The sequence below is a fragment of the Glaciimonas sp. GNP009 genome, from assembly GCF_054343755.1.
Genome location: NZ_JBTGUV010000004.1, coordinates 2,628,286 through 2,654,612, shown reverse-complemented (window position 1 = coordinate 2,654,612; position 26,327 = coordinate 2,628,286). Strand labels below are relative to the sequence as shown.

Below are 26,327 nucleotides of genomic sequence, written 5' to 3'. Positions count from 1 at the left end.
GGTATAAATCAAAAACAAGACAACGCGAAAGCAGGACATCCAGCCGAAACGTTTCCGTTTTAGCCGAAGCCTACTTCCCGTCGATTCCGCGCTAGCTAACGCGAGTGATTAGCATAGGCGGTAAATGATGGCGTTACAAAATCGTCACGCTGCTACTATCGAAACACAATCAAATTGCTGCTTTGAGCGCCGCTGCTTTGTCAGTGCGTTCCCAGGTAAATTCTGGCTCTTCACGACCAAAGTGTCCGTATGCAGCAGTTTTTTCATAGATTGGACGTAACAGATCAAGCATTTGCACGATACCTTTTGGACGCAGGTCAAAATGCTCCAATACCAGCTGGGCCAGTTTTTCATCGCTGATCTTGCCAGTTCCGAACGTCGTTACCATCACGGAGGTCGGTTTAGCAATACCAATCGCATATGACACCTGAATTTGGCAACGCGTCGCCAAACCGGCTGCAACGATATTTTTGGCGACATAACGGCCAGCGTAGGCGGCAGAACGATCGACCTTTGATGGATCCTTGCCCGAAAAAGCGCCGCCGCCGTGCGGTGCGGCACCACCGTAAGTATCCACAATAATTTTACGACCAGTCAATCCACAATCCCCTTGCGGTCCACCGATGACGAACCGCCCCGTAGGATTGATTAGATAACGCGTGTTTTGTAGCCATTCTTTCGGCACGACTGGCTTGATAATTTCTTCGATGGCGGCTTCTTCAATAGCCCTGTGTTGCATTTCAGGCGCATGCTGTGTTGACAACACAATCGTGTCAATCGCGACGGGTACACCGTCAACATACTTCAGCGTCACCTGTGATTTTGCGTCCGGACGCAGCCATGGCAAACGCCCGTCTCTGCGCAATTGCGACTGGCGCTCAACAATCCGATGTGCGTAATAAATAGCGGCTGGCATCAGTTCCGGGGTTTCGTCACAAGCGTAACCAAACATCAAACCCTGATCGCCCGCGCCCTGATCCAGATCCAGTCCCTTGCCTTCATCAACACCTTGAGCGATGTCCGGCGATTGCTTGTCGTACGCCACCAGCACCGCGCAGCTTTTGTAATCGATACCGAAGTCAGCATTATCGTAACCGATGCGCTTGATGGTCTCACGTGCCACGTTGATGTAATCGACGTTAGCAAACGTTGTGACTTCACCGGCCAGAACAACCAGACCGGTATTAACCAATGTTTCGGCAGCAACGCGTCCATTTGGATCTTGGGCCAAAATGGCGTCCAGAATAGCATCGGAAATTTGATCCGCGACTTTGTCGGGATGTCCCTCAGAAACGGATTCAGAGGTGAAGAGGTATTCATGTGTCATAACAGGCTCCTGCCAGAAAGAAATACAGTGGTGACCGTGCCGCAGTCCTACTGTAGAGCCTGCGACGCTTTAGCGAAATTTGTATACCGCTTCGCAAGTTGTCTATTAACTCGGCGGGTGAAATCCTGTAAATCCGGCGAAACTGGCATGATCCAAATTAATGACTGATTTGGCTGGTCCAATTTCTTGCAACTCTTGCTACACATTGAATGTAACGCTAATAGAATAAGCGATTTATCGATTTGCTGCTTAAGTTGCTGCTTAAGTTAATGCTTAAGTTAATGCTTTTTAAGTTAGCTAACAAGCCGACGAATAAGCTAGTTGCATTAGCTAATTATTAAACACTAATATAAGTACATCAATGTATTTGTTTATCCTACGTATGTTATTTTACGCCTTTTACAACTTTTCGGCAAAACGCCCCTTCCCACCGTCCAATGCTTGTCAAACTCTTTCAACTTTTATCTAAATTACCGCTATTTGCGTTGCACGCAATCGGTTCTGCTGTCGGTTGGCTGGTATATTTGTTATCGCCATCGTATCGACGCAAATTAAAAACTAACCTTGCCCGTGCCGGTTATAAACGCTATTTGTCTCAAGCGATTCGCGAGTCCGGCAAAAGCATGTTTGAGCTTCCTTTTGTCTGGTGCGCGCCGCCAGAGAAGGTATTACGTACGGCCAGCATCGAAAATTGGGAGTTGGCACAGGCCGCGCTTGACGCCAAAACTGGGGTCATTTTTTTGACGCCGCATTTGGGTTGTTTTGAAATCATCGCTCAAGCAATTGCCGCCAAAACATCGCTCACCGCGCTATACCGACCGCCACGCAAAGCCGCATTAAAACCCTTGATTGAAGGCGCGCGCGCGCGCCCTAACTTGCACCTCGCTCCAGCAAATCTAACGGGCGTGCGTGCCTTGCTAAAAGCCCTCAAAAAAGGTCAGGCCATCGGCTTGCTGCCCGATCAGGTGCCACAAAACGGTGAAGGCGTCTGGGCTAATTTTTTTGGCAAAGCAGCTTACACGATGACTTTATCGGCCAAATTGCATCAAATGAGTGGTGCGCCCATTATTCTTTCGTATGCCGAACGCCTACCTTGTGGCCGTGGTTTTGTCATTCGGTTTGTGCCGTTTGAAGAAGAGTTAGGTGATACCCCAAAACAGCAAGCCCAAGCGATTAACATCGCCATGGAAAAACTAATCGCCCGTTGCCCATCCCAGTATATCTGGAGCTACAACCGCTATAAAACGCCGCCCGGCGTCAGCGCGCCAACTGATATAACGTCCGATAATAAGGACCGTCCATGAGAGCGCTGATTTTCTTGTTATGGCTGACACATTGGCTGCCGCTCTGGATACTTGGCCCTCTTGGCGAAGCGTTAGGATCGTTGCTGTTCATCATCATGAAACCACGTCGCCACATTACGTTAATCAATCTGCGGTTGTGTTTTCCTGATATGCCAGAAGCAGACCGCGTCATATTGGCACGGCGCCATTTTCAAGCCTATTCACGCAGCGCTCTGGAACGCAGTGTGTTGTGGTGGGCTTCTGAAGCGCGCCTCAAACGACTGATAAAAATTGAATCTGACTTACCGCTCGACACACTCCGTGCAGGACCTACCATTTTGCTATGTCCGCACTTTGTCTGTCTAGAAATTCCAGGCATTGCGTTAGTACTCAACTCGTCGCTCTCGATTTGCACCATTTACTCTCGGCAACAAGATCCGTTGGTGGATGCTGCTTTGCTTAAAGGTCGGTCGCGTTTTCGCCCTGTCAAATTATTCACGCGCGAACAAGGTGTGAAACCAATCATCCGTGCGATGCGGGAGGGATTTCCCTTCATCATGTTGCCTGATATGGATTTTGGAACCAAAGATGCCGAATTTGTCCCATTCTTTGGCATTCCTGCAGCGACACTCACCGCACCCGCCAGAATTGCCGCCGCCACCAAAGCCAGCGTGGTTCCGATGATCGCGACGTACTTGCCGGGCTATAAAGGTTGGAAAGTTACCTTTTACCCGGCTTGGGAAAACTATCCAGGCAACGATGTCACGGAAGCGACCCGACGCATGAATGCATTTATTGAAGAGCGGATACTTGAAGCGCCAGCAGAGTACTTTTGGGCGCATAAGCGCTTTAAAACCAGACCGCAGGGCGAACCTGGGCCTTATTAATCAAATGAAGAAAACCAAGTTTGAACTTTTAACGCTAAATAACGTAACGAGACAAAAAAACTGGCAACTTTACAGAAGCGTCGTGTTGCGCACTTTCTCTCTTACCGCCCTATAATCACACCATGAAACTCACATTCACAAAAATGCACGGCGCGGGTAACGATTTCATTGTCATTGATGCGATTAATCAGCATATCGATTTCACACAAGTCCAATGGCAAGCACTAGCTGACCGTCGCTTTGGAGTCGGTGCCGATCAGATGTTGGTCGTTGAAAAACCCCAAGCGGCGGGCGTTGATTTCCGTTACCGCATTTACAATGCTGATGGCGGAGAAGTTGAGCAGTGCGGGAACGGTGCGCGCGCGTTCGTCAAATTTGTTACTGAAAAAGGTCTCACCCAAAAGCGCTCCATCAAAGTAGAAACCATGTGCGGCGTGATCGAGCCAATGCTGGAAGACGATGGCTCTATTACTGTTGACATGGGCTCTCCTGTTTTAGCGCCGTCCGACGTACCTTTTGACGCAAGCGCTCTACAAGGCGAACGCCAAGGTACGGACACGTTGTGGCCACTCGAAATCAACGGCAAGTTAATCCTGTTTTCAGTTGTATCGATGGGTAATCCACATGCGATTCAGGTCGTCAGCGATACTGAGGCCACGCCGGTTCTTGTGGATGGTCCTATCATTGAGCATCATCCGCGGTTTCCAAAACGCGTCAACGCTGGGTTCATGCAAATTGTTGATCGCCATCAGATCAAGTTGCGCGTGTATGAACGCGGTGCGGGCGAAACTTTAGCTTGTGGCACTGGCGCGTGCGCTGCGGTTGTCGCGGGTATTCAACGTGGGTTGCTGGATTCACCGGTAGCAGTCTGCACTCACGGCGGCGATCTATCTATCGCATGGAATGGCATTGGACAACCGGTCAGACTCACTGGTCCCGCCGTGACCGTGTTCGAAGGTGAAATAGATATCGATGCAGGCCGAACGTAAAAACGAACGTATCAACGAACGTAGCCAGGAAGGTGCGCGTTGTAAAAAATTAAACCCAATAACTTCCTAACTACTTATTGCTGATTACTCATTACTTTACAACGCAAATTTTCTCGTTAATTTTTAATTAAGCCAAAAACTAAGTACTTAAGCATAGCGTTTGGCCGCGGCGCGCTATTTGGGCGCCCGTATTTAAATACGCAATCTTAGTTGCTCAGTTGGTTAGACGTTTCAGCGAACTCTTCACCATCTTCGGTCGCTGTATCGGCATCCGTCATCTCCAAACCCGGCAGTGCTGTCTTAAAACGATACAAGCGTTGCCGATAATTTCCCTCTGGACCATGCGGGCCACAATCGACATCCTCGAACAATCGCGCCAGCCGATTCAATGCCTGACGCTCGTCGCCCGTCTCAATTAACACCAACCGCCGCTTACTGCGAGCGTAAGACGTACGGATATCCACCACCAGACAGTGACCGCAATCAGCTTGATTTAAATCCAGCAACAAAGCCTCTGGCCGACTTAATCCAAATAACAAGGCGAGTTCAATACGCGCCGCGAGAAAAGGATGACCAGCGACCAACTCACGCGTCAGTTGTTGTTTCGCGCTCACGGCCCACGCCATAGGACGCGCGCGGTCAGCAATCTTGGTCAGCAACGTTTGGGCCTCAATACTGCCTTGCGTCGCTGCTTTTTGCAGCCAATAAACCGCTTGAACATCGTTCGTTAACTTTTCACGACGATTGCGCCACGCACTGACGCCACATTCCAGCTGCGCTGCACGATGCCCCATTTCAGCCGCATGCTCCAGATGGCGTTGCATATCAACCAAATTACGTTGAGAAAATTCAGACTTCAAATATATTCGTGACAACGCATACCAAGCTTCGGATAATCCCCGCTCGCCCGCATGTGTCAGCCAACGTATCGCTTTTTTATAATTGGCCGACCCAGCACCAACAATGATGCGTCCGCCATCGCTATCCATCCGCGCATACCAAAGCCCCAAATCGAGCTGAGCAGATTTGTCGTCAGCCGAGGCCGCCAACTCTAAAAATTGCTGGACCTCGTTAGCATCAAATCCAGTAGTCATCATCAGTGCGCGGGCACAGCGCGTTAACAACAACAGATTTGCCTCACCCACACGCCTCGCCAAATATTCGGAAGGAGCATGCAATTGTGCCAATTCGCCACCATATTGCTGCGCGACGGCACGTGCCAACGGTAAGCCGCGTTCTAAAAACGCCGTCCAGTCGCGCTTTTCCCAGGCTATCTGCGCCAGCGAATGTTGTGCTTGCATGATTCCGGCGTCAGCTGCGCGGGCGGTCCAGGACAGCGTCGCACCGGTCGCTTCAGCGCCGGATACTGGCGCCCGATGGGCAACTTCACCGGTCAATTCATCAGCCCCGTTCATTTGGCTGGAACGCGAAGCATTACTTGAGCGACTCGGCAGACCAACATGTGCACCACCCGTCATTTTACCGGCGTTACTATCGGCTTCTGCAGCGTGCGAATTGACAAGCGCGGCGGCCGTTTGATCGATCCTCGCCGCGTGCTGCGCTAATAGCCATTGGGCCTCGGGAATATCGGCATGCGCCGCTGCCTCCAGTGCCTGTAAAGCTTTAGGCTTATAAGCCTCTAAAGCAGCCCGTTCATCGATTGGAATGTTGATGTCCAATACCAATTGCGCTAAAACCAATCCGGCCTGCATCACGCCTGCGTCAAACGCGCGCTCATACCAAGCGCATAAATCTAGCGGGTTGGTAGCACCACGGGCGACATCAAGCTGAATATACGTCCCGATTAAGATCCAAGCCTCTACCTCTTGCTGTTGCGCAGCACGATCCAACCAATGTAATGCAGTCGGAAAGCTCTGTGGCAAACCGTTCCCGCCAAAGAGGTAGCGTTGACCGAGCGCGAGCTGGGCCGCCGCCTGTCCAGCACGCGCAGCCCTAATAATTGCTAAGTCTTCCCGTTTAGCCATAAACACCCATCATGCAAAAGCGTAAATTATCCCCGATAAATGAAGAATCCTTTATTTGATAACAAAATAGAATAAAGTTCGCAGCTTTAATACAACAAAGTGATATTTCTTTAATTTTAACGATCCGGCAAAACGGCCCAGTCAACCAATATAGAAAACATTACACCAACTTAGCGCAATATCAGCGATTAGTGTTCTATTTATGATTAACGTCGGATAAGTTACAAAATATAGCAGCAGAATAAATTTTTGCAATTTATTGGCTAAAGAGCCTTCCTCAATTTATGGATAAGAAACATCGTGGCGAGGTTTTCCAGATGCGCTTAACAAGTCAGCCTTTGATATAAAGAAGTAACTAGACAACAAGTAGCAAGTCCTATGTCGTAATTCGTATCAATAGCGGCTTATTACTGGTAAAAAACGGTCACCCGACAAGGCTCTCGCCGTCCATCAATCCGAAAAGAAAATTATCATGTAATACAAGTACAAGAAATCGTAGTGTTTTGTCAGCACAATGCAATGTAATACATGCAAAATTACCAATGCATAGCAGAAGATTACCGATTTAGTACAACGATAGGTCGCCGCTTGTGTGTCACAAAAATACAACACAAACACCAACACCTGACAATTTCGACAAATTTATAGCACTACATAAGACCAAAGCGCCAGAGTAGACAGCCGGACCCATTAATGTTCACCCATCCGACAGATGTACGGATCCTTAAGCAGGCTTTTCCAAATAAAGGACGTCAAATGAAGAAATCACTAATCGCACTGGCCGTACTAGGCGCAATCGCAGGTGCAGCACAAGCTCAAAGCTCAGTAACAATCTACGGTATCGTTGATACTGGCGTCACTTACACAAACAAAGCACTGAACACTACTACTGGTAAAACTGGTAGCAAGTTTGCTGTCAACTCCGGCATCGTCCAAGGTTCACGTCTGGGTTTCAAAGGCGTTGAAGATCTGGGCGGCGGTTTGAAAGCAGTTTTCCAATTGGAAACTGGCTTCGCTAATGACACTGGTGCATTGCAAGGCGACAAAGGTTCGACAAATCTGTTCCGTCGTAAATCTGTTGTTGGTCTGAGCAGTGATGCATTCGGTACAGTTCTGTTGGGTCGTCAGACTGATATTCTGGATGACGTTAGCCAATGGACTTCGGTTCAAGATTTCGGTGGCGTAACTGGCGCGGTTGGCCACAATCTGGACCGTTTGGAAGGTGTACGTACCCAGAATTCGATCCGTTACAACACGACAAACCTGTCTGGTTTCACTGCTAGCGCGATCTACGGTTTCGGCGAAACTGCTGGTCAAACTACTGCTGGTCAATCTTTCGGTATCGGTGGTCAATACGCGAACGGCCCACTCGGCCTGTACGCTGCTTACTACCAGTCGAAAAAAGGCGCCACATCTAGCGATACTTCTTTGACTAACAGTGCTCCAGTATTTTCTGGCAATGCCGGCGATACAGCTCTGAAAGTGTTCAGCTTAGGTGCTAGTTACCAAGTTGGTCCTGCACGTTTGTACGGTAACTGGTCACGTGTTAAGCAGCCATTGGCTACTAGCTCAACAGCGGCTGTTCCTGTCGGTGGTTCGTTGGCTTCGGCGTTCGCTATCGGCGGCATCAACAACAGCAAAGCTGACATCTTTGAATTGGGTACTAACTATTCTTTGACAGCACCTTTGCATTTGTTGGCTAGCGTTCAATACAGCAACTTGACTTTCGTTGATGCTGGTTCGCCAAAAGGCAAACTGACACAAGTCAACTTGGGTACTGATTACTTCTTGTCGAAGCGTACTGACTTGTATGCATTTGCTTCATACCTGCGCGCTAAAAACGCTGTCAACCCAGGCGTTGAAGGCGACACAACTGGAAACACAGGTAACCAAACTGCTGTTACTGTTGGTATCCGTCACAAGTTCTAATGTAATTTAGTCATATCTGCGGTAACGCGGAAATGTCTGCTTAGTTAGAAATACAAAAGGCCCACATGAAAAATCATGTGGGCCTTTTGTTATTTTCGGGATCAAAAAAATTTTTGCTGAGGCATTAGTTATGGTTCATCGCCATAGTGATGATATTCTTGCTCACTCAACTCTCTACTCTCAATATTCAATCGCACACTATGAGCAGCCAACTGGATCCCGATACCGTCGCAGAATATCTTGCAGAAACGCCACATTTCTTTGTGGAGCATGCTGAGTTGCTCGGCAAAATCAAATTGACCAGCCCTTTGCTTGGTCGCGCCATCTCCCTGCAAGAGCGTCAGATGGAAATATTGCGGGAAAAAATAAAGGTGCAAGATCTTCGCCTCGCCGACATGGCAAGAAATGCGCAAGAAAATGACGGCATCGCGGACAAATTACAAGTATGGTCACGTAGCCTGCTTCTAGCCCGAAATGATGTCGATATGCCCCATACGCTTATCGCCGGGCTACAGACGATCTTCAACGTACCTCAAGCCACCATGCGGCTGTGGAACGTTGCTGATGAATTTTCGCATACGTGGTTTGCTGCGCCAGCATCTGCCGATTCAAAGCTTTTTGCAAATGGCTTGCGCGTCCCTTTTTGTGGGTCCAATAATGATTTTGAAGCGGCTTCCTGGCTTGATCATCCAACTGAAACACAATCAATCGCCATGCTGCCATTACGACGCGATCCTGCATCCGGCACTTTCGGATTATTAGTCTTAAGCTCGCCGGACCCGGAGCGTTTTAGTGCCGACATGGCAACCGACTTCCTGAGTAAGATAGGCGACACCGCCAGCGCAGCGCTGGCCTGTCTACTGCACTGATCGATCCAATACCATGTCGAGTGACGATAATGTGTCCTCTGAACTGTTAACGTCTTCATCGGACGTTAACAGGTATCTGGATAATCTGCGCTATGGTCGAAAATTGTCGCCGCATACAGTCAGTAGCTATGCGCGAGATCTTTCGGAGTTAATAGCGCTGAGTCGCGCACTCCATAACGCTTCTGAAGATGCCAATCCAGACCTTGCGACTCTCAGCCATGCACATATTCGAAAATTTGCCGCACAACTCCATTCTCGCGGCCTCAATGCGCGTTCAATCGCACGCAAACTTTCGGCCTGGCGCGGGTTTTATAGTTGGTTAAGTGAACATACTACGCTTTCCAGCAATCCCGTCGACGGCGTCAAAGCACCAAAGCGTGGAAAACCACTACCAAAAGCACTCAATGCCGATGACACCATACGGCTGGTGGCCAGCGCCAATCCTCTCAATTCGCACGGCCCGACCTTGTCGGCATGCAATCGCGCCATGTTCGAGTTGTTATATTCGAGTGGGCTGCGGGTCTCCGAGCTAGCTGGGCTCGACATTCGCTACACGAATGAAGCAGGACATGTTTCGTCCGGCTGGATCGATTGGGACGCGGCAGAAGTCAGGGTAACCGGCAAAGGCAATAAGCAGCGATCAGTCCCAGTGGGACAACCGGCATTGCAAGCTATCGCAGACTGGCTGCCTTTACGCATGACATTGGTAAAAGAGAATGCGGCAAAGCTGAACAACACCTTCGCACTTTTTTTAACTGAGCGCGGTAGCCGTGTATCACCGCGAGTGATTCAACTTCGCTTGAAAGCCCATGCGCGGACGCTCAACCTCCCGACTGACGTTCATCCACATGTATTACGCCATTCGTTTGCCTCCCACGTTTTACAAAGTTCCGGCGATTTACGCGCGGTACAAGAGATGCTAGGCCATGCATCAATCGCCTCGACCCAAGTCTATACGTCACTTGATTTTCAGCGCCTTGCGCAAGTCTATGACGCCGCCCATCCTCGCGCCAAAAAAGTCCCAAAAGAATAATTTGCGATCTAATCGATAGTTGATTTGATTTCGCCTGGCGAGAGAACTAATCTGCCCTCACTCAAAAAATCAACTCAATTGCAACTCAATTGCAATTTGGGGCATAATCGATCTTTACCAACGATTACTCCACCTGTTCTCGCATGACCGCTGACATCAAAGTTAAATCTGGGACGAAAAACTCTCCAGCCGCACACCACACCGCGCTGCCTTCACAAGCGGCTAAGCTAGCGGAGGGGCAGTTGCGACTATCGTCAGTGCGCATCACGACTGCGCGAGTAAAAGTGCTGACCGCCTTGCTGGAAGCGCGCTGCGCTGTGTCGCATCAAGATATGCAGGATTTATTTGCAGAGTTAGATCGGGTGACCTTATATCGCGCACTTGATTGTCTGACCGATGCGGGCCTGGCCCACAAAATTGCTGGCGATGACCGCGTTTTTCTCTATAGCGCTGGCGCTGAACATACCGAGTCCACCTCAGCCCATTCAGCGCTGCACGCGCAGCATCAACATGGGCATTTTAAATGCACCCGCTGTGCAAAAGTTTTTTGCCTGGATGGTAGCGGTGAGGCAGGATTTTTGGGCGACGTACTGGCGCCAGTCCTAACGGACGCAACAACAAAACCTAGAGAAACGGCAACTACCGCATCGCCTGCGTTGCTGCGTCAGCATTTGCAGCAAGCCCTGCAGGGGTCGCTCGGCAAAGGTTTTGAAGGGCATGACATTGAATTAACGATCAAAGGCTGGTGCGCCGATTGCGCCCACTAGACCGATCTGGTCCATGGGCCCGTTGCTCCCACCATGTAGAAAAACTTAGAACATTAAGCCTGCATCCAACAGGTGATCGACTCCATACGGCACCATCATTACGACACAACCAAGCCGCCCTTCCATTTCCACTTCAGCTCACTGACGCTTAAAAAACATCATGGCACTTATACCGACAACTATCCTTACCGGCTTTCTTGGCGCAGGTAAAACTACACTACTCAACCGTATTCTGCAGCAACCGCACGGTCACAAAATCGCCGTCATAGAGAACGAGTTCGGCCAGGAAAATATCGATAATGAGATTTTGGTGCAAGATAGCACCGAACAAATCATCGAGATGAACAACGGTTGTATTTGCTGCACCGTTCGCGGTGATCTGATCATCGCCTTAAGTTCACTAGCCCGTCGCCGTGACGCCGGAGAGTTACATTTCGATCATGTGATCATCGAAACCACCGGAATGGCTAACCCGGGGCCCGTTGCACAAACCTTCTTCGTTGACGAGGAAGTCGCGCTTCACTTTATGCTCGATGCAATCGTCACCGTCGTTGATGCAAAACACGCGATGCAGCAACTTGATCAGCAAGAAGAGGCCCAACGTCAGGTCGGCTTCGCTGACAAACTGCTATTATCAAAAACAGATTTGGTCAGCGAGGCTGAAGTGAACGCACTGACTGCGCGCTTGAAACGCATCAACCCGCGCGCCGCAATAGTCAAACTTGATCCGGCGCATACGCCAATTGCCGAAATCCTCGATATCCGCGGCTTCAATCTGAACGCAAAACTAGAAATCGATCCTGACTTTCTGGCAGCCGAAGAGGCCCCCGGTGATCACCATGATCACGACCATAGCGGCGATGAATGCGAACACCCTTCGCATCAAGAAGGCCATGCACATGATGCGAAAAATGAAAGTCACGCACACAATCATCATCACGCACATCATGACGATGATATTGCAGCCTTTGTTTTTAAAAGCGAGCGACCTTTTGAAGCGGCGCGACTCGAAGAATTCCTTGATGGGATGATTCAGGTATATGGACCGCGCATGCTGCGCTACAAAGGCATATTATTTATGGATGGCGCTGATAGGAAAGTTGTCTTTCAGGGCGTGCACCAGATTATGGGCAGTGATGTCGGTGGAAAATGGGATGAGGGCGAAATCCCTTCCAGTAAAATGGTCTTCATAGGTAAAAAGCTACCTAAAGACATCTTTATTCGCGGTTTGGAGCAATGTCTGGTATAAAGTATGGCAGTTTTGCACGCAAGAAATAGTGGTAATAGTGCAAACTGGCATTGATGATTGCAGCCAGATCATGCAATAAAATGAAAAGAATATTGAAGAACCTGCATAGCAATTACCACATTTGAAAGAACCTGAACGCTTTGAGGTCAAACCTGTTGTAGAATCCCTGATCAAGTAAGAAATAATGATCGTGATGACAACAAAAGCGATTCAATGTTGAAGTAAGCTTCCCAGCATTTGACCGCTAGTGATTGCCTCAAAGAAAAGAATTCCCCGCGGCCAGATTCAGTACGAGAAACATTGAGGGCATTACAAATATCTTACCCTCACGTACTGAGTTAACGGATAAAATTGACATATACGTCGTATCGAAAGTACCCGAAGTGGCTACCAAAATAACCAACCCCACCCCCGATGCCCCTTTATTAACCGAAGCGCAACTCGTTACGATGAGCGAAGCGGATTACATGAATGCGGCACAACTGGCTTTCTTCAGAGCGCGTCTAAAACAGCTGGAAGTTGATCTGCTGAAAAACGCCGGAGAAACTACTGAACACCTGCGCGAAACAGTGCTTGTACCCGACCCTGCTGATCGTGCCACGATAGAAGAAGAACACGCACTGGAACTGCGAACACGTGATCGTGAGCGCAAATTATTGAAGAAAGTGCAACAATCAATCGCCTCAATCGATGCCGGTGAGTATGGCTGGTGCGAAGAAACCGGCGAGCCCATTGGCATCCCCCGTTTGTTGGCAAGACCTACCGCGACTTTGTCTCTAGAAGCGCAGCAACGGCGTGAACTGAAACAAAAGCTATACGGGGATTAATTCTCTGGCCGACTCAATCGGCTTCGATCCCCTCGCCCCGCAATGCTGCATTGTCTATTCTAAAATAGGCACGCCATCCTTTATGCATTGCGGGGAATCCATTATCAGCGCATAGTGACTTCAACCACCAGACTTTCCCCGTTGCAATTTTAACGGTGGTTATGCGACGACTAACATTAGTTATCTTCCCACATAGGCCTTAAAAGCCTTTATGTTTGCTTAATAGCGGCCTTAACGCGCGCTAAACAGAGACGCTTGTGCATCATGGTTCTCATCCTATCTACAAAGTAATTGACCTTAAGTCGCTTTAGATAAGAATCTATTCCTTCGTATAGTTAAAAGTTATCACACCTTATCCTTAGCCAAAAAAATGTTGTTGCAAGAGCGCCATCCAATAAAAGATCACTCGCCCCGAGCACAACGGAAAAGCATTACGTTAAGTGATTTTATTTAAAATATTAATGCACCATTTTAAATATTTTTTGCCATCGCCCGGCATTTACAAATCAACCGAGCCGTGTCAAATATAAGCTTTTACCTAAAAATGGGGCAGCAAGCACTATTTCTACATACATATCCGACTACACTATAAAGATAGCCGCTCGATTTACCTCCTTATCAACGACCATCAATTCATGAGCTAGGATCAATGTGGGGATTTTCTCGATTTTTAGCAAACAAGCTCGTCAAAACGCCAAAGCCGCTGCAGATATAGCGGCTGCCCAGAGCACCGTTTCAATTCAGCCCGCCAGCAATAGGACGCCTGAACAAGGGATCGAGACGCCTAGACCAAACGCACCACCGCCCAATTCCACCGCAATGAAAATCGATGCAATCGAGTCGGAGATGTCCTCAGAATTCGTCTATCCCACGACGATTCTAAATACCATGCTGTCCGATACTGCCAAAAATAAAAAAATAGTGAGTGCCCAGAATGACCAAAACGCTCCCGGGACGACCCGAAAAAAAGATTCTTTAGCAGCGGACACTAAGGTTGGGACTATTCAGGTCGCGATTTCAGACACGCCAGCGGTGGTTGAAGAGGCAGCATTGCTATTCGCCAGCTCACAATCCGAAATCGCGGAGCAGCTACTTGAACAAGCAATAGAGGGAGACGATCTAGGGGGAGCTACTGCCAGTGTGTGGTGGATGTTACTGGATCTTTACCGGATCGATAATAAACAACAGCAATTCGATGACCTGTCAGTTAATTATGCGCATAAATTTGAGAGTTCTCCCCCCGCTTGGGACGAGCAACTCACACTTAACCCCCACACCGATTTACAAGTCCAAGATCTTGCTATCGCAGCAGTATCGTTCTCGGGCAAGCTTGACGCAAATGTCACCAAGTACCTGGAGCGGGCTCAGAAACTGGCGGTGAGTCATCCTGCTTTAAGACTGGAATTCACCCGTATAACCTCCGTCGACGCGATCGGCTGCGGGCTTTTGTTGCGGACATTAAGGAAACTTCAAAAATCCGGTATCGATCTCATTTTGGTCGCTCCCAACCAACTTACCGAAGCTATTCGATCTATTCTTTGCATTGGTCGCCGTGATGAAACTGCAGCTCCGTGGTTACTATTGCTGGAAATTTTGCATTTATTAAATAATGAGCAAGCTTTCGAAGACGTTAGCATCGATTACAGTATTACATTTGAAGTATCTCCTCCACCTTTCATCGCACCAAAATCTAAAGTCCTTGTTGCTCTAGACAAAAATACGCTAAACCAGCAATCGATAAAGAGTCGAGAACACTTTCTGATGCCGATTTTGATCGAAGGACGGGTTGATGAACTTTTGCTAAAGATTAAAACGTACGCGATTAACCACAATCCGACGCTTATAGACTGTTCCCGCCTGATACGCATAGATTTTAATGCCGCCGGGCAATTAATGAATGGGCTATTGCCTATCATTGAACAAGGCCGAAAAATCGAGCTTCACGAGGTAAACCATCTAGTGGCAGCGCTATTTAAGGTTATGGGACTTCAAGACGTCATCAGCATTTCTACGCGCAAGAATTAAAAGTAGGTCTGGTATCTGGCAATCGGTCCTGCTTATAGATAGTTCATGATACTTATAAAGAAGTACACACAGTACCGAAAGGTTTTCAAACGTGCAACGCTGTAGCAACACAGCAATCGTCTCGGATTACCGTTCCCTCAAGTATTGTTTTAAAGTTAGTAAGTTGATGCGTAACAACGCATGCGCTTTAAAATATGCAATAGCGACTACGTCACGCACATTTAATTACGTGAAGATAAATCATCCACAAAGTTAAGTGACTTTAATTTGCGCCAACCGGTGCTTGTAATCACGCACGCCGCCCCCATTTTTTTAAATACACGCGGGATTGTCTGAGTTGTATCCTACGGTAATGAATATATGCGAAGACGTCCGACATCCGGACGCCGCATAGTTGGTCCGATTCGTGCAGTTCGTCCAACTGCCACACGTGCGGTCCGCTTTTTTTAGGCAAGTAAAATGGAACAATTTCATGGCACCACCATCCTCTCCGTACGACGCGGAAATAGCGTTGCGCTTGGTGGAGATGGCCAGGTAACTCTCGGCAACGTCGTGATGAAAGGCACTGCACGCAAAGTGCGCACACTTTATCAAGGTAAAGTACTGGTCGGTTTTGCCGGTGGAACCGCAGATGCTTTTACGCTGTTGGATTTATTTGAGGCTAAACTGGAAAAGCATCAAGGCAATCTGATGCGCGCCTCGGTAGACTTAGCTAAAGAATGGCGCACTGATCGCATGCTGCGTCGCCTGGAAGCGATGCTGCTCACAGCGGATAGGGATACCACACTGGTTATTACCGGCAATGGCGATGTACTTGAACCCACAGATGGAATTGGGGCAATTGGCTCCGGAGGCGTGTTCGCACAGTCCGCAGCCAAAGCGCTGCAAGAGAACACAACACTATCACCTGCCGAAGTAGTCAAAAAATCCCTTGTGATTGCTGGCGATCTTTGTATTTATACCAATCAATCGCACATCATAGAAACCCTTAATTAATTGTACGAATTTAATCCTGCAAAAAATGCGCCCGACACCTGATGGTCGTCCATAAACTGACCTTAACCAGCGCGCATTTAGCAACGAACCGGACCACCTCGGAACCGAAAAAATATGAATATGAATATGACTCCGCAAGAGATCGTCTCTGAACTCGATAAACATGTCGTCGGGCAGGACAAAGCCAAGCGTGCAGTAGCGATTGCGCTGCGCAACCGCTGGCGTCGTCAGCAAGTCGCCGAGCCATTGCGCCACGAAATCACCCCAAAAAACATTTTGATGATTGGGCCCACCGGCGTTGGTAAAACAGAAATTGCCCGCCGCTTGGCCAAATTAGCAAATGCGCCCTTCATTAAGGTTGAAGCAACCAAATTCACCGAGGTCGGCTACGTTGGTCGCGACGTCGAGACAATCATTCGGGATCTGATTGATATCGGCATCAAACAAACCCGTGAATCTGAAATGCGTAAGCTTCGATCACGTGCAGAAGACGCAGCGGAAGACCGTATCATCGATATTTTGGTCCCACCGGCGCGTGATTTTGGATTTCATCCAGAGCAAGATGCACCACTAGAAATTGAGACAAAAGACAAGGGCAACAACACCCGCCAGACCTTTCGCAAACGTCTGCGAGAAGGCTCGCTTGATGATCGCGAGATTGAAATTGAATTGGCAGAAAGTGCGCCACAAATGGAAATCATGGCACCGCCAGGCATGGAAGAAATGACTGAACAGATCAAGTCGATGTTCTCCGGAATGGGTAACAACCGTAAAAAAAGTCGCAAGGTCAAAATCAAGGAAGCGCTGAAAATTCTAGTCGAAGAAGAAGCCGCAAAACTGCTTAACGAAGATGAACTAAAGCAAAAAGCTATCTTTAACGTTGAGCAAAACGGTATTGTATTTTTGGACGAGATTGATAAGATCGCGACCCGCTCTCAAAATGGCGGTGCAGACGTGTCGCGTGCCGGTGTGCAGCGCGATTTGTTACCGTTAGTCGAGGGAACAACTGTCAATACCAAGTACGGAATGATCAAAACCGATCATATATTGTTCATCGCGTCGGGGGCTTTCCATCTGGCAAAGCCATCGGATTTGATCCCCGAATTGCAAGGACGTTTCCCGATTCGGGTCGAACTCGACTCACTATCAATTGCCGATTTTGAGCGCATTCTGACCGGCACCGATGCTTGCCTGACTGCGCAATATGAAGCATTGCTGGCGACCGAAGGCGTCACGTTGGAGTTTGTAGCAGAAGGTATTAAGCGTATGGCTGAAATAGCGTTTTCGGTCAACGAGAAAACGGAAAATATCGGCGCTCGTCGATTGCATACAGTCATGGAAAAAATGCTGGAAGAAATTTCTTACGCGGCGACCAATACCAGTGAAAAAACGCTAACGATTGATGCAGCTTATGTTGATTTACGTCTTGGTGCACTGGCTGTGAACGAAGATTTATCAAGGTATGTGCTGTAAGCAAACGTAGATGTGCAACGATGCAGACAGGTTTATCGCATGCAGCACGCACGCAATGCGTCTTCACACTAACGTCATCGTCAATAGAAACCGGAGTCAGTGGAGTGAATTGCGGATAAACCGTCTTTCACTCCGTTTTTTTGATTTAAGCCGATTCTTCGCGAGGTGTGCGTGCCAACATCAACTCCACCATCGCACCCGGTTCATCGCCGTCAAACAACACGCCGGCAACGGCATTTGTAATCGGCATGTCCACTCCTAGTTCCTGCGCTAAGGCCCGCACCGCTGACGCGCAACGGACTCCCTCCGCAACGTGGCCTAACTCTGCCACGACAGTCTCCAGGCTTTTACCGGAGGCTAATCCGAGGCCGACTTTACGGTTGCGCGAAAGATCGCCGGTGCAAGTAAGGATCAAATCACCGAGGCCAGACAAACCCATAAAGGTTTCGCTGCGGCCACCCAAGGCGATGCCAAGTCGCGTAATTTCTGCCAGTCCACGGGTGATTAATGCTGCCCGCGCATTCAGACCAAGCTGAAGACCGTCGGCTACACCTGTGGCAATTGCCATAATATTTTTAACCGCACCACCGACTTCGACGCCGACCATGTCATCAGTCGAATACACGCGGATATTGCAACCATGCACCGCCGCAACTACGCGCTCTGAAAGACCAGCATCGTCAGTTGCTATCGCCAGCGCACAAGGAAGACCGCGTGCCACTTCCTGGGCAAACGAAGGTCCTGAGAGCGCTCCCGCTGGAATCGCATCCCCCAACACCTGGCGCACAATTTGATGCGGCAGCAATCGCGTTTTCTCTTCAAAACCTTTACATAGCCAGACAATATTTGGTAACGGTAGGCCGCGTAATTGCTCCGCCAGAGAACGTAATCCGGCCACAGAAGAAGCGACGATCAATAAACTGTCGTTCACGTCCGTATTCGTCCACACATGCGTGATCGCCTCCGCAAAATCAGCTGTGACGATTACATTAGATGGCAATGAAAAACCAGGTAGATAAGTCACATTCTCGCGCTGCATTGCGGCGGCGGCAATCACTGCCTCATTCCGCCCCCATAACAAAACGTTGTGACGTTGCGCTAATGCGATAGCCAATGCGGTACCCCATGCACCAGCGCCGAGGATCGTGATATTCATTGGATTGGATTCAGCGGACACAAAAGGCCGATCATAGAGTAAAAAATGCGGAAAGAATAACCATGCTGTTGATTGGTGCGGCAGCCGATGCTGCGGCAGCCGATGCTGCGGCGCCGTTGCTGTGGTGTTACCACCGCTACGACGACCGCCGTGACTACGATTACCGCGGTATCGGATGCCGTAGCATTAACCCATCTGTCGGCGACTGCGCAACTAATCAACTAAGAAAGAAGATCGACCAGCCCTACCAAACAGGCAAGCCCACAAAAATAACAAGTGTTAGATAGTCAACTCAACTACCCCAAACATCGGTCGCTTTTATGTATCCGCTCTGACCATCGCGATGCCGCACTTTCACCCAACCGGATGCAACGGGCTCGACCAATTCGAGCAACACGCCTTTATCGGCGCTGAATACCTGGGCGGCGGTATCACTTGGATTCGCCCTGATCTTGGCGTTAGCGACCTTGATTTGTAAATTACGCTTGCCGATTAGTCCAGCCGACTGCACCCATGACAAATCGCCACTGGCGTCACGCACCTTGGTCCAATCGCCATAAGTCAATACGACTTCGACTGGCATGCCACGTGGTGCGATAGCTACGCGCCGACCTTTTTCAGAGGGAGCATCGTACAGAATGACAGGAACCGCACCAACCGCCTTGAAGTCGAGCGCTTGCGCTACGTTGACTGCGCCAAACGCTAATACCGACGCCACTAATGACGTCATTACCATACCGGTCGCGCGTACAAGTTTCATTCCATCGTCTCCACTTACTACCTTACTACTAACGCGCGAGGAAACCTTCAACATGGAAGCGTCCTGGCGCAATTGGTAAATCATCAGTGCTCGCCGCCTGGAATAATTGATCGGCGGCGAAATCGGCATTAGACGACTATTAATTAATCGCGTTGCTACCATCTACAGTAATGCTGTCTTTGCTTCCCTGTTGCTCAGCAAGTGCTTGTGTACGCTGTTGATAAAACACTTCGAAGTTGATTTCAGCCAGATGGATCGGCGGGAAACCAGCACGGGTAATGGCGTCAGCGATATTTGCACGCAGGTACGGATAAACGATATTTGGGCAACCGATGCCCAATAATGGATCCAATTGTTCTGCTGGAATATTACGCACTTCAAAAATACCGGCTTGCTTGCCTTCAACCAGAAAAGCAACTTTATCCTTGATCTTGGCGGTAACGGTAATCGTCACAGTCGATTCAAAAATTCCCTCAGCCAATGCTTCTGCACCGACATCAACAGCAACTTCTATCTGTGGCGCGTCTTGCTCCAGAAAAATAGCTGGCGAGTTCGGTTGCTCAAGCGACAAATCTTTCAGATATACACGTTGAATCTGAAAAACTGGCTGATCATTGGACTCGGTAATTTCAGTTTGTTTAATTTCGTCGGCCATAAAACTCTTTCAGTAAATTTAAAAAGGGACAGAATTTCCATCCATAGACTGGGTTAGGACTCACGCAGAATTGTCCCAGCAAAGCAGACCGACGAGAAAACGACGGTAGCAATGCTCAGATAGCTAACGGCATAACAACGCTAACACTGCTGAGACGATTTTACGTAAGTCCTGTGGGTATAACAAAAATTAAAAACCGTCTAACATTTACAGTATCGCCCAATCAAACATGTTCGATGAGAACATGCTTCAGTGTGCGTAGAGCCTGATGCATATTGCTCATAGCTCCAATGCCGGACAAGTTGTCTGACATTGGCAATGATCACATCAGGCAATAAAATATTAAATAGGTTCCGAAGTACCCTGTAGCAAAGTTTGCAACTTGCCCGCTTGATCCAGTGCGTTCAAATCGTCAAAGCCACCGACGTGCGTATCGCCGATATAAATTTGAGGAACGGTACGACGTCCGGTTTTTTTCATCATTTCATCGCGTTGCTGCGGATCGAGGTCAATACGAATCTTCTCGATATTCGTAACACCGCGCGCGTTCAACAATTGTTCGGCACGCATACAATACGGACAAACAGCAGTGCTATACATTAAGACGTGAGCAGTCATTGGGTTCTCTTTTTTACGTTATTTGATGGTCGGCAGACCTTGGGTATGCCAGGTTGCAATACCACCGTCGAGACTGTAGACCTGCTGAAAACCTGCTTTGGCCAATTGCGCAGTCGCTTTTGATGATTGCGTTCCGCTCTGACAGACTACAATTACGTTCTTAGCCTTGAATTTTTCTATTTCCACCAAGCGGGTGGTGAGATCTTTCAGCGGAATATTTTTAGAGTCGATAAGATGACCAGCAGAATAGCCTTCAGCGTCACGTACGTCCAACACCAAAGTCTTGCCTTGGTTGATGAGTTGCGTTGCTTGTAATGTTGTTACTTTGTTGCCGCGTCGTTGTAGCAAGGGCAAAATCAGTGCTCCGCCTGACAAAATGACCAATCCAAGCACAAAAATATTATCAATCAAGAATTTCACAGTGATCCAATGGTATTAGTTAATCCCGACATTATAAAATAGAAGCGGAAGCACCATCCAGTTCGTATTGGTTTGCATGCATTGATTTTCTTGAATTTCCCTTTTTTCACTACTTTTTACCTTACTATGTATAAAATTGTACTAATGCGCCACGGCGAATCTACCTGGAACCTGGCTAACCGCTTCACCGGCTGGGTTGACGTTGACCTGACCGAAAAAGGCGTGACCGAAGCCAGGCAAGCAGGAAAACTACTCAAAGAAGCTGGATTAAGCTTCGATCTGGCATATACCTCGGTACTCAAGCGCGCCATCCGCACTTTATGGGGCACACTCGACGAAATGGATTTGATGTGGCTTCCGGTGAAACACGACTGGCGTTTAAATGAACGTCACTACGGCGCACTACAAGGGCTAAATAAAGCTGAAACGGCTGCTAAATATGGCGACGAACAGGTAATGGTATGGCGCCGCAGCTATGACACACCACCGCTCAAACTGGATGAAAACGATCCGCGCGCATCGTTCGACGATCCACGCTACGCTGGTCTGAAGCGTGAAGAAATCCCGCTCACAGAATGCCTCAAGGATACGGTTGCACGCGTTTTGCCAGCGTGGAATGACAGCATCGCACCCGCCATTCTAAGCGGCAAGCGCATCATCATCTCGGCGCACGGCAATAGTCTGCGCGCGCTGATTAAAATGCTGGACGGTATCAGCGACGACGATATCGTCGGCCTGAATGTGCCAAATGGTCAGCCACTAGTCTATGAACTTGATGCTGATTTGAAACCGATCAAGAGCTACTATCTGGGCGACCAGGACGCCATCGCTGCAGCGATGCACGCAGTTGCCAATCAGGGGAAAGCGAAATAAATATCGCCCTGATGAGATGGACCCATGCGCCCCGGGCAACCGGGTGCGGCATGCGCGAACGTGCACATGCATGTGCACGGCAAGTAACAACGCCAAAGCTGTCGCTCGCTATGGCGTTTTTTGCCGCACTGACTATTGGCATGACGGCGATACCCGTCGTCGATGCCGCGGCCGCACCAACACCAAAGATCACCGAACGCAGCAAACAAAAAGAGGTCGCCGAAACTGAGCGCGACGAACTACAGCAAAAATTGACTGCGTTAAAAAGCGATATCGACAAGACCGAGACGGCAAAAGGCGATGCCGCCGACGCATTGGCCGATTCTGAAGCCGCTATTTCGAAAGCAAACCGCGCCCTGTTCGACCTCTCTGGCGAACAATCGCAGACGCAGTCGACGCTCAATGACTTATCTAAAAAACACCAAGAATTAAGTAAAACAGTCGCTGCCCAACAAAACCAGATGGCCATTCTGTTACGCCGACAATACATAGCCGGGAATGAAGATCGTATCAAATTACTACTTTCGGGCGACAATCCGAACAAAATCAACCGCGAATTGCAATACATGGGCTACGTGTCAAAAGCCCAGGCTAAGTTGATTGAGGCGCTCCGCATTAACTTGCAGGCCATCGAGGCAAATCAGGCGGCTACGCAAAACGCCAAAAATGAACTCGACGAAATCGCTCTTGAGCAAAAGAATCAAAAAATCGTCCTCGAAAAAGAAAAAAACACCCGAGCAATGCTGTTGACGCAACTTTCCAGCAAACTGATCGCCCAACGCCAGGAGGTCGGCAAGACCGCCCGTGACGAACAGCGTCTGGCAGGGCTAGTCGACAAGTTGGCAGTGTTAATCGAGGCACAAAAGAAAGCCGAGGCCGCCCTTCGTGAAAAGCGCCGTCAAGAGCAACTAGCCAGAGCGCAAGCCGCCGCCCAGGCTGCTGCATTAGCAAAAGCCCAGGCACTGGCACTGAAGCAAGCACAAGCCGCACGCGCGCAAGAGCTGAAACAACAACGGCAACGTGCTGCTTTGACCCAAAAGCAAAACGCCGCGCAAACGAGCCAGCAAGCACGAGTTGGGGAGCAACATACGCCACTAGTAAAAACTCCTGCCTTTACCCCCGATCCGATTGATGACGATCAACCGCCTGCACAAGTGGCGCTAGCAGCAATACCAGCGAATGCTGCACCAATAGCACCGATAGCACCGATAGCGCCAATAGTGCACAATGATGAAACTCCTGAAGCCAGTTCGCCGGACCCGTCCTATGGCAGACCGTTTGCGTCCTTACGTGGACTGTTGCGCCAACCCGTACATGGTGAGCTGGCCAATCGTTTTGGTAGTAAGCGCGGCGATGGCCCTCCCTCCCGAGGCATATTTATACGCGCACCGGAAGGAACGCAAGTCAAGGCCGTGGCTGCGGGCCGGGTCGTATTTGCGGACTGGTTACGCGGCTTTGGCAACTTGATCATTCTTGATCATGGCAACGAATACATGACCATTTATGGCAACAATCAGGCACTATTAAAGCGGCCTGGGGATATTATTAAAGCCGGAGATGTCATTGCTAATGCAGGTAACAGCGGCGGCAACGAACAATCAGGTTTATACTTTGAAATTCGGCATCAGGGCCGTGCGTTTGACCCCAGCAGTTGGGTAACTATTAGGTGAAACATGGGAAGTAAGCTAAAGAATATCAGCCTAATCGGTTTAGGCGTAGTTGCTGGCATAGCCGCTTCGATCCAATTCGATGCCATTGCGCAGAAAAGTGCGACAGCGCCGCTGCCACTTGAAGAGGTACGGCAACTGGCCGACGTTTTCGGACTCATCAAGTCTGACTATGTAGAGCCGGTGGACGACAAAAAACTGCTGACCGAAGCCATTTCCGGCATGGTCGCGTCGCTGGATCCGCATTCCTCGTATCTGGACAAAAAAGGTTACAGAGAACTGCGTGAGATGACGCAGGGGAAATTTGTTGGTATCGGCATTGAAGTCGGGATGGAAGAAGGTTACGTCAAAGTAATTTCACCGATCGAAGATTCTCCAGCCTACCGCGCTGGCATCAAGGCCGGTGATCTAATCACACGTCTCGATGCGACCCCAGTCAAGGGAATGACGCTGGATCAGGCAGTCAAGCGCATGCGCGGCGAGCCAAATACCAAAATCAAGCTGACAATCGCCCGTAAAGATGAAGACAAGCCGATTGTCATCACCATCACGCGCCAGGAAATCCGCGTACAAAGCGTCAAGGCTAAAGTAGTTGAGCCGGGTTATGGCTGGGTGCGTATTACACAATTCCAGGAACCGACCGTCAACGACATGGCCAAGAAAATCGAAGCCATGTACGCCGAGGATCCAAAAATGAAAGGGTTGGTGCTGGACTTACGCAACGATCCGGGTGGTGTTTTGCCGGGTGCGATCGGCGTTTCTGCCGCTTTCTTGCCGAAAGATGTGGTCGTCGTCACCACCAATGGCCAGTTACCAAGTTCGAAAGCAACCTTTTACGCAAAGCCAGAGTTTTACGCCTCCGGCCCTGGCCTGGACGGATTAGCAAAGTTGCCCGATGCGGTTAAAAAGATTCCGTTGGTGGTTCTCGTCAATACGGGTTCTGCTTCAGCATCTGAAATCGTGGCCGGCGCATTGCAAGATTACAAACGCGCTACCATCATGGGGTCGCAAACCTTTGGCAAAGGCTCAGTGCAATCCATCGTCGCCTTGCCGCCGGATCGCCTCACTGCTGTCAAGTTGACGACTGCACGTTATTACACGCCGAATGGCCGCTCGATTCAAGCCAAAGGTATCGTGCCAGACATGATGGTTGATGAATATGCTGACGGTGATCTGCTCAAAGGTTTGCGCGTGCGTGAGGCAGACTTGACCAAGCATTTGACTAACGACAAAGACAAAGAAGCTGAGGCTGCTGCCGCACCAAAAGCCGATGAACTGGAAGAAGATCAGCGCCTGATTGCCCTTTCCAAAAAACGTAAGCCCTTAGAATTTGGCTCAAAAGATGACTTCCAACTAGCACAGGCATTGAATTTCTTAAAGGGCTTACCGGTACAATTAGCAAAAGTGCAACCGACTCCTGACCTGGAAAAAGATGCTACTTCGGGCAAAGTCGACAAGAAAGATGTAAAAAAAGACGGCGTCAAAAAAGACGATAAAAAATAATCGTCCGAAAAGCTAGCTCTATCGCTCACTAATCAACGAAACAACTAAAGCCGCATCGAGATTGATGCGGCTTTTTTCCTTTTCTGCTTAGTGAGATTAGCAACACCTGGCGCCTTATTCCCATCACAAAACGATAGCTCATACCATGAACGATCAACAACTGCTGCGTTACTCCCGTCATATCTTGCTTGACGACATCGATATTGAGGGTCAGGAAAAATTGTTGGCAGCGCATGCAGTCATCATTGGTACAGGCGGTTTAGGCTCGCCTGCGGCGCTTTATCTTGCCTCCGCCGGCGTCGGGACCATTACGTTGGTGGATAATGACACCGTCGATTTGACTAACTTGCAACGACAAATCCTGCATACAACTGATCGTATTGGTCAGCCCAAAGTAGCATCAGGGAAAACTGCACTCACGCAAATAAATCCCGATATCAATGTCATTTGCGTAGCTGAACGTGCGGATCAAACATACTTGGGCGAGCTGATCAGAAATGCCGATGTCGTTCTTGATTGTAGCGATAATTTTGTGACCCGCCAGGCGATCAACCGTGTCTGTGTTTTGCATAACGTGCCGCTAGTTTCCGGCGCGGCAATTCAGTTTGATGGCCAGATAAGTGTGTTTGATCCACGCTCGGCAAGTTCGCCCTGTTATGCATGTTTATTCCCACCAGATAGTGAGTTTGAAGAGGTTCAGTGCTCTACGATGGGGGTATTTGCGCCATTGGTTGGCATTATTGGGAGTATGCAAGCAGCTGAGGCGTTGAAGTTGATCGTTGGGATTGGCAGTTCGTTGGCCGGGCAACTATTGATGCTGGATGCCCGGACGATGGAGTGGCATCGTATTGGTGTGGGACGGAATGCGCACTGTCCGGTGTGCGCCGGACTTTAAATTCCTGTGTACGAAATCTGATATGAATGATTCGCTCAACTAACTCACGCAACATCAGATGCTGTTCTGCCAATGCACTAAACGGTATAACCGTGGACAGATCAGGTTGTCGTTATTCAAAACGGTTGGCGCTTATCAGTT

At 49.1% G+C, this 26,327-nt stretch carries 24 protein-coding genes; 17 read left to right on the top strand and 7 right to left on the bottom strand.

Annotated features, from left to right (window positions below; translation table 11 throughout):
* Nucleotides 1-169 precede the first annotated feature (169 nt).
* The gene (gene metK / locus ACXX82_RS12515) at nt 170-1,327 is read right to left on the bottom strand and encodes a methionine adenosyltransferase (RefSeq protein ID WP_322235153.1); all 1,158 of its coding nucleotides are present in this window, start codon (nt 1,325-1,327) and stop codon (nt 170-172) included.
* A gap of 437 nt (nt 1,328-1,764) precedes the next feature.
* Here metK and ACXX82_RS12510 point away from each other — a divergent pair, with 437 nt between their 5' ends.
* The 3 genes from ACXX82_RS12510 (at nt 1,765) to dapF (ending at nt 4,486) form a co-directional block, all read left to right on the top strand.
* A complete protein-coding gene (locus tag ACXX82_RS12510) occupies nt 1,765-2,631 on the top strand; it encodes a lysophospholipid acyltransferase family protein (RefSeq protein ID WP_458563027.1) in 867 nt (288 codons plus the stop codon).
* Complete coding sequence (locus ACXX82_RS12505) at nt 2,628-3,497, top strand: LpxL/LpxP family acyltransferase (protein WP_323507013.1); 870 nt, start codon at nt 2,628-2,630, stop codon at nt 3,495-3,497. The genes ACXX82_RS12510 and ACXX82_RS12505 overlap by 4 nt, the downstream gene beginning before the upstream one ends.
* A 122-nt stretch (nt 3,498-3,619) precedes the next feature.
* Complete coding sequence (dapF, locus tag ACXX82_RS12500; RefSeq protein WP_458563026.1) at nt 3,620-4,486, top strand: diaminopimelate epimerase; 867 nt, start codon at nt 3,620-3,622, stop codon at nt 4,484-4,486.
* Nucleotides 4,487-4,692: 206 nt separating this feature from the next.
* Here dapF and ACXX82_RS12495 read toward each other — a convergent pair whose 3' ends face one another.
* The gene (locus tag ACXX82_RS12495) at nt 4,693-6,471 is read right to left on the bottom strand and encodes a tetratricopeptide repeat protein (RefSeq protein ID WP_458563025.1); all 1,779 of its coding nucleotides are present in this window, start codon (nt 6,469-6,471) and stop codon (nt 4,693-4,695) included.
* Between the two features lie 756 nt (nt 6,472-7,227).
* Here ACXX82_RS12495 and ACXX82_RS12490 point away from each other — a divergent pair.
* The 9 genes from ACXX82_RS12490 (at nt 7,228) to hslU (ending at nt 17,639) form a co-directional block, all read left to right on the top strand.
* Nucleotides 7,228-8,400: a porin gene (locus tag ACXX82_RS12490; protein WP_322235141.1), complete on the top strand. Its 1,173-nt coding sequence runs from the start codon at nt 7,228-7,230 to the stop codon at nt 8,398-8,400.
* Nucleotides 8,401-8,600: 200 nt separating this feature from the next.
* Nucleotides 8,601-9,269, top strand: a complete 669-nt coding sequence (locus ACXX82_RS12485) for a DUF484 family protein (protein ID WP_322235139.1) — start codon at nt 8,601-8,603, stop codon at nt 9,267-9,269.
* Nucleotides 9,270-9,282: 13 nt separating this feature from the next.
* Nucleotides 9,283-10,302: a tyrosine recombinase XerC gene (xerC, locus tag ACXX82_RS12480; protein WP_322235137.1), complete on the top strand. Its 1,020-nt coding sequence runs from the start codon at nt 9,283-9,285 to the stop codon at nt 10,300-10,302.
* Between the two features lie 143 nt (nt 10,303-10,445).
* Entirely contained in the window at nt 10,446-11,069 is a 624-nt protein-coding gene (locus ACXX82_RS12475; RefSeq protein ID WP_322235134.1) for a Fur family transcriptional regulator, read from the top strand.
* A 160-nt stretch (nt 11,070-11,229) separates the two neighbouring features.
* Entirely contained in the window at nt 11,230-12,318 is a 1,089-nt protein-coding gene (locus tag ACXX82_RS12470; protein WP_322235132.1) for a CobW family GTP-binding protein, read from the top strand.
* Nucleotides 12,319-12,767: 449 nt separating this feature from the next.
* A complete protein-coding gene (gene dksA, locus ACXX82_RS12465; protein WP_322240372.1) occupies nt 12,768-13,145 on the top strand; it encodes an RNA polymerase-binding protein DksA in 378 nt (125 codons plus the stop codon).
* A gap of 651 nt (nt 13,146-13,796) precedes the next feature.
* Nucleotides 13,797-15,170 carry an STAS domain-containing protein gene (locus ACXX82_RS12460; RefSeq protein ID WP_322235129.1) on the top strand — a complete coding sequence of 458 codons (1,374 nt, stop codon included), beginning with the start codon at nt 13,797-13,799 and terminating at the stop codon, nt 15,168-15,170.
* 459 nt (nt 15,171-15,629) lie between these two features.
* Nucleotides 15,630-16,166 carry an ATP-dependent protease subunit HslV gene (gene hslV / locus ACXX82_RS12455; protein WP_322235127.1) on the top strand — a complete coding sequence of 179 codons (537 nt, stop codon included), beginning with the start codon at nt 15,630-15,632 and terminating at the stop codon, nt 16,164-16,166.
* Between the two features lie 120 nt (nt 16,167-16,286).
* Nucleotides 16,287-17,639, top strand: coding sequence for an ATP-dependent protease ATPase subunit HslU (gene hslU, locus ACXX82_RS12450; RefSeq protein WP_458563991.1), 1,353 nt, complete (start codon nt 16,287-16,289; stop codon nt 17,637-17,639).
* Between the two features lie 145 nt (nt 17,640-17,784).
* Here hslU and ACXX82_RS12445 read toward each other — a convergent pair whose 3' ends face one another.
* Nucleotides 17,785-18,795: an NAD(P)H-dependent glycerol-3-phosphate dehydrogenase gene (locus ACXX82_RS12445; RefSeq protein ID WP_458563024.1), complete on the bottom strand. Its 1,011-nt coding sequence runs from the start codon at nt 18,793-18,795 to the stop codon at nt 17,785-17,787.
* On the opposite strand from ACXX82_RS12445, the gene ACXX82_RS12440 reads away from it, so the two are divergent.
* Entirely contained in the window at nt 18,795-19,082 is a 288-nt protein-coding gene (locus ACXX82_RS12440; RefSeq protein WP_458563023.1) for a hypothetical protein, read from the top strand. The two genes, ACXX82_RS12445 and ACXX82_RS12440, sit on opposite strands and share 1 nt — an antisense overlap.
* A gap of 5 nt (nt 19,083-19,087) precedes the next feature.
* On the opposite strand, the gene ACXX82_RS12435 is transcribed toward ACXX82_RS12440, so the two are convergent.
* The 4 genes from ACXX82_RS12435 to ACXX82_RS12420 all read right to left on the bottom strand — a co-directional run bounded on the left by ACXX82_RS12435 (nt 19,088) and on the right by ACXX82_RS12420 (nt 21,248).
* Nucleotides 19,088-19,555, bottom strand: a complete 468-nt coding sequence (locus tag ACXX82_RS12435; RefSeq protein WP_416186798.1) for an SH3 domain-containing protein — start codon at nt 19,553-19,555, stop codon at nt 19,088-19,090.
* Between the two features lie 139 nt (nt 19,556-19,694).
* Nucleotides 19,695-20,210, bottom strand: coding sequence for a protein-export chaperone SecB (secB, locus tag ACXX82_RS12430; protein ID WP_322235118.1), 516 nt, complete (start codon nt 20,208-20,210; stop codon nt 19,695-19,697).
* A 342-nt stretch (nt 20,211-20,552) separates the two neighbouring features.
* Nucleotides 20,553-20,828: a glutaredoxin 3 gene (gene grxC / locus ACXX82_RS12425; protein ID WP_458563022.1), complete on the bottom strand. Its 276-nt coding sequence runs from the start codon at nt 20,826-20,828 to the stop codon at nt 20,553-20,555.
* A gap of 18 nt (nt 20,829-20,846) precedes the next feature.
* Nucleotides 20,847-21,248 carry a rhodanese-like domain-containing protein gene (locus tag ACXX82_RS12420; RefSeq protein WP_322235112.1) on the bottom strand — a complete coding sequence of 134 codons (402 nt, stop codon included), beginning with the start codon at nt 21,246-21,248 and terminating at the stop codon, nt 20,847-20,849.
* Between the two features lie 126 nt (nt 21,249-21,374).
* Here ACXX82_RS12420 and gpmA point away from each other — a divergent pair, with 126 nt between their 5' ends.
* The 4 genes from gpmA to ACXX82_RS12400 all read left to right on the top strand — a co-directional run bounded on the left by gpmA (nt 21,375) and on the right by ACXX82_RS12400 (nt 26,186).
* Nucleotides 21,375-22,121, top strand: a complete 747-nt coding sequence (gene gpmA / locus ACXX82_RS12415; RefSeq protein WP_322235109.1) for a 2,3-diphosphoglycerate-dependent phosphoglycerate mutase — start codon at nt 21,375-21,377, stop codon at nt 22,119-22,121.
* A gap of 140 nt (nt 22,122-22,261) precedes the next feature.
* Nucleotides 22,262-23,791, top strand: a complete 1,530-nt coding sequence (locus ACXX82_RS12410; RefSeq protein WP_458563990.1) for a murein hydrolase activator EnvC family protein — start codon at nt 22,262-22,264, stop codon at nt 23,789-23,791.
* Nucleotides 23,792-23,794: 3 nt separating this feature from the next.
* Complete coding sequence (locus tag ACXX82_RS12405) at nt 23,795-25,291, top strand: S41 family peptidase (RefSeq protein ID WP_322235106.1); 1,497 nt, start codon at nt 23,795-23,797, stop codon at nt 25,289-25,291.
* Between the two features lie 145 nt (nt 25,292-25,436).
* Entirely contained in the window at nt 25,437-26,186 is a 750-nt protein-coding gene (locus tag ACXX82_RS12400; RefSeq protein ID WP_323507008.1) for a HesA/MoeB/ThiF family protein, read from the top strand.
* Nucleotides 26,187-26,327: the final 141 nt, after the last annotated feature.

What these genes read in the sequence shown, in the direction of transcription:
- metK (WP_322235153.1), bottom strand. Translation starts at nt 1,327, where the DNA reads ATGACACATGAATACCTCTTCACCTCTGAATCCGTTTCTGAGGGACAT.
- ACXX82_RS12510 (WP_458563027.1), top strand. Translation starts at nt 1,765, where the DNA reads ATGCTTGTCAAACTCTTTCAACTTTTATCTAAATTACCGCTATTTGCG.
- ACXX82_RS12505 (WP_323507013.1), top strand. Translation starts at nt 2,628, where the DNA reads ATGAGAGCGCTGATTTTCTTGTTATGGCTGACACATTGGCTGCCGCTC.
- dapF (WP_458563026.1), top strand. Translation starts at nt 3,620, where the DNA reads ATGAAACTCACATTCACAAAAATGCACGGCGCGGGTAACGATTTCATT.
- ACXX82_RS12495 (WP_458563025.1), bottom strand. Translation starts at nt 6,471, where the DNA reads ATGGCTAAACGGGAAGACTTAGCAATTATTAGGGCTGCGCGTGCTGGA.
- ACXX82_RS12490 (WP_322235141.1), top strand. Translation starts at nt 7,228, where the DNA reads ATGAAGAAATCACTAATCGCACTGGCCGTACTAGGCGCAATCGCAGGT.
- ACXX82_RS12485 (WP_322235139.1), top strand. Translation starts at nt 8,601, where the DNA reads ATGAGCAGCCAACTGGATCCCGATACCGTCGCAGAATATCTTGCAGAA.
- xerC (WP_322235137.1), top strand. Translation starts at nt 9,283, where the DNA reads ATGTCGAGTGACGATAATGTGTCCTCTGAACTGTTAACGTCTTCATCG.
- ACXX82_RS12475 (WP_322235134.1), top strand. Translation starts at nt 10,446, where the DNA reads ATGACCGCTGACATCAAAGTTAAATCTGGGACGAAAAACTCTCCAGCC.
- ACXX82_RS12470 (WP_322235132.1), top strand. Translation starts at nt 11,230, where the DNA reads ATGGCACTTATACCGACAACTATCCTTACCGGCTTTCTTGGCGCAGGT.
- dksA (WP_322240372.1), top strand. Translation starts at nt 12,768, where the DNA reads ATGAGCGAAGCGGATTACATGAATGCGGCACAACTGGCTTTCTTCAGA.
- hslV (WP_322235127.1), top strand. Translation starts at nt 15,630, where the DNA reads ATGGAACAATTTCATGGCACCACCATCCTCTCCGTACGACGCGGAAAT.
- hslU (WP_458563991.1), top strand. Translation starts at nt 16,287, where the DNA reads ATGAATATGACTCCGCAAGAGATCGTCTCTGAACTCGATAAACATGTC.
- ACXX82_RS12445 (WP_458563024.1), bottom strand. Translation starts at nt 18,795, where the DNA reads ATGAATATCACGATCCTCGGCGCTGGTGCATGGGGTACCGCATTGGCT.
- ACXX82_RS12435 (WP_416186798.1), bottom strand. Translation starts at nt 19,555, where the DNA reads ATGAAACTTGTACGCGCGACCGGTATGGTAATGACGTCATTAGTGGCG.
- secB (WP_322235118.1), bottom strand. Translation starts at nt 20,210, where the DNA reads ATGGCCGACGAAATTAAACAAACTGAAATTACCGAGTCCAATGATCAG.
- grxC (WP_458563022.1), bottom strand. Translation starts at nt 20,828, where the DNA reads ATGACTGCTCACGTCTTAATGTATAGCACTGCTGTTTGTCCGTATTGT.
- gpmA (WP_322235109.1), top strand. Translation starts at nt 21,375, where the DNA reads ATGTATAAAATTGTACTAATGCGCCACGGCGAATCTACCTGGAACCTG.
- ACXX82_RS12410 (WP_458563990.1), top strand. Translation starts at nt 22,262, where the DNA reads ATGACGGCGATACCCGTCGTCGATGCCGCGGCCGCACCAACACCAAAG.
- ACXX82_RS12405 (WP_322235106.1), top strand. Translation starts at nt 23,795, where the DNA reads ATGGGAAGTAAGCTAAAGAATATCAGCCTAATCGGTTTAGGCGTAGTT.
- ACXX82_RS12400 (WP_323507008.1), top strand. Translation starts at nt 25,437, where the DNA reads ATGAACGATCAACAACTGCTGCGTTACTCCCGTCATATCTTGCTTGAC.